Source organism: Mesorhizobium sp. M7A.F.Ca.AU.002.02.1.1, from assembly GCF_003998535.1.
In the GTDB taxonomy this organism is placed as follows: domain Bacteria; phylum Pseudomonadota; class Alphaproteobacteria; order Rhizobiales; family Rhizobiaceae; genus Mesorhizobium; species Mesorhizobium ciceri.
The window spans coordinates 1-593 of the sequence record NZ_RZPB01001422.1; the positions used below are offsets into that span (position 1 = coordinate 1).

At 62.4% G+C, this 593-nt stretch carries 1 protein-coding gene; it reads left to right on the forward strand.

Going from position 1 to position 593, the window contains the following annotated elements; genetic code table 11:
• The coding region (locus tag EN879_RS38125) for a chemotaxis protein CheB (protein WP_164774954.1) at positions 1–593 on the forward strand (593 nt) is incomplete at both ends.

The following is a 593-nucleotide window of genomic DNA, read 5'->3' on the forward strand; positions in this document are numbered from 1 at the left end:
GCACCACGATCAGAGTCGGAACATGCGGGGCAGTCGGAGAAGGTCCGTGCCTACGGTTGCGAGAACCGGTGCATTGTCGCAATCGGAGCCTCGGCGGGGGGCCTCGACGCGCTGAAGAGACTTGTCCGGGATATTTCGCCGGACATTCCGGCGGCCCTCCTCATCGTACAGCACGTCGGTCTCACGAGTTACCTCGGCGACATTCTCGGTCGCGCTGCCAACATGCCCGTAGCGAATGCCGCCAGCGGCACGAAGGTTAAAAACGGGCACATCTTCGTTGCACCGCCCGGAGCTCACCTGCTTTTACATGATGATCACATGCTGCTACGGCGCGGGCCGCGGGAGAATTTGGCGCGCCCTGCCATCGATCCCCTTTTTCGATCAGCGGCCTGCAGCTTTGGCGGCAGCGTGATTGGTGTCGTGCTCACGGGCAGCCTCTCCGACGGGACCGCCGGCTTGCGCGCTATCAAGATTTGCGGAGGGGTCAGCGTGGTTCAAGATCCCGACGACGCTGCAGTACCCGATATGCCGCTGAGCGCCTTGCAGAATGTGGAAGTCGACCATTGCGTCGCCCTGTCCGAAATGGCTGGCCT